Annotated in this window: 1 protein-coding gene; it reads left to right on the top strand. The window is 49.9% G+C overall.

Annotated elements, in window-relative coordinates; genetic code table 11:
- Nucleotides 1-166 precede the first annotated feature (166 nt).
- The coding region (gene folX / locus ACEWB7_RS17735) for a dihydroneopterin triphosphate 2'-epimerase (RefSeq protein ID WP_411581050.1) at nucleotides 167-451 on the top strand (285 nt) is incomplete at its 3' end.

Raw genomic sequence — 451 nt, forward strand, 5'->3', positions numbered from 1 at the left:
GTATCGATCTGGCGAACTATCCGGCGGTGCACAACTGGTATGAGCGCATTAAGCAGCGGCCGGCAACGGCGGAAGCGATGTTAAAAATTCAGCTTTATTAACCCCCTGCTCGCCCGTCGCGCTTTGTTGTATGATTGCAGGACTTACACCACGGAGGAAGCCTGCAATGTCTCAACCAGACGCCATTATTCGTATTAAGAACCTGCGCCTGCGGACTTTTATTGGTATTAAAGAGGAAGAGATCGCCAACCGCCAGGACGTGGTAGTGAATGTAGCCATTCACTACCCTGCCGATAAAGCACGCGACAGCGAGGACATCAATGATGCGCTGAACTACCGCACCATTACCAAGCGTATAATCAGCCATCTTGAGAATGGCCGTTTTTCGCTGCTGGAAAAATTAACTCAGGATGTGCTGAATATCGCATGCGAACATCACTGGGTCACATAT

Origin of the sequence: Acinetobacter sp. NIOH-H-8 (genome assembly GCF_046635365.1) — a bacterium.
Lineage (GTDB): Bacteria > Pseudomonadota > Gammaproteobacteria > Pseudomonadales > Moraxellaceae > Acinetobacter.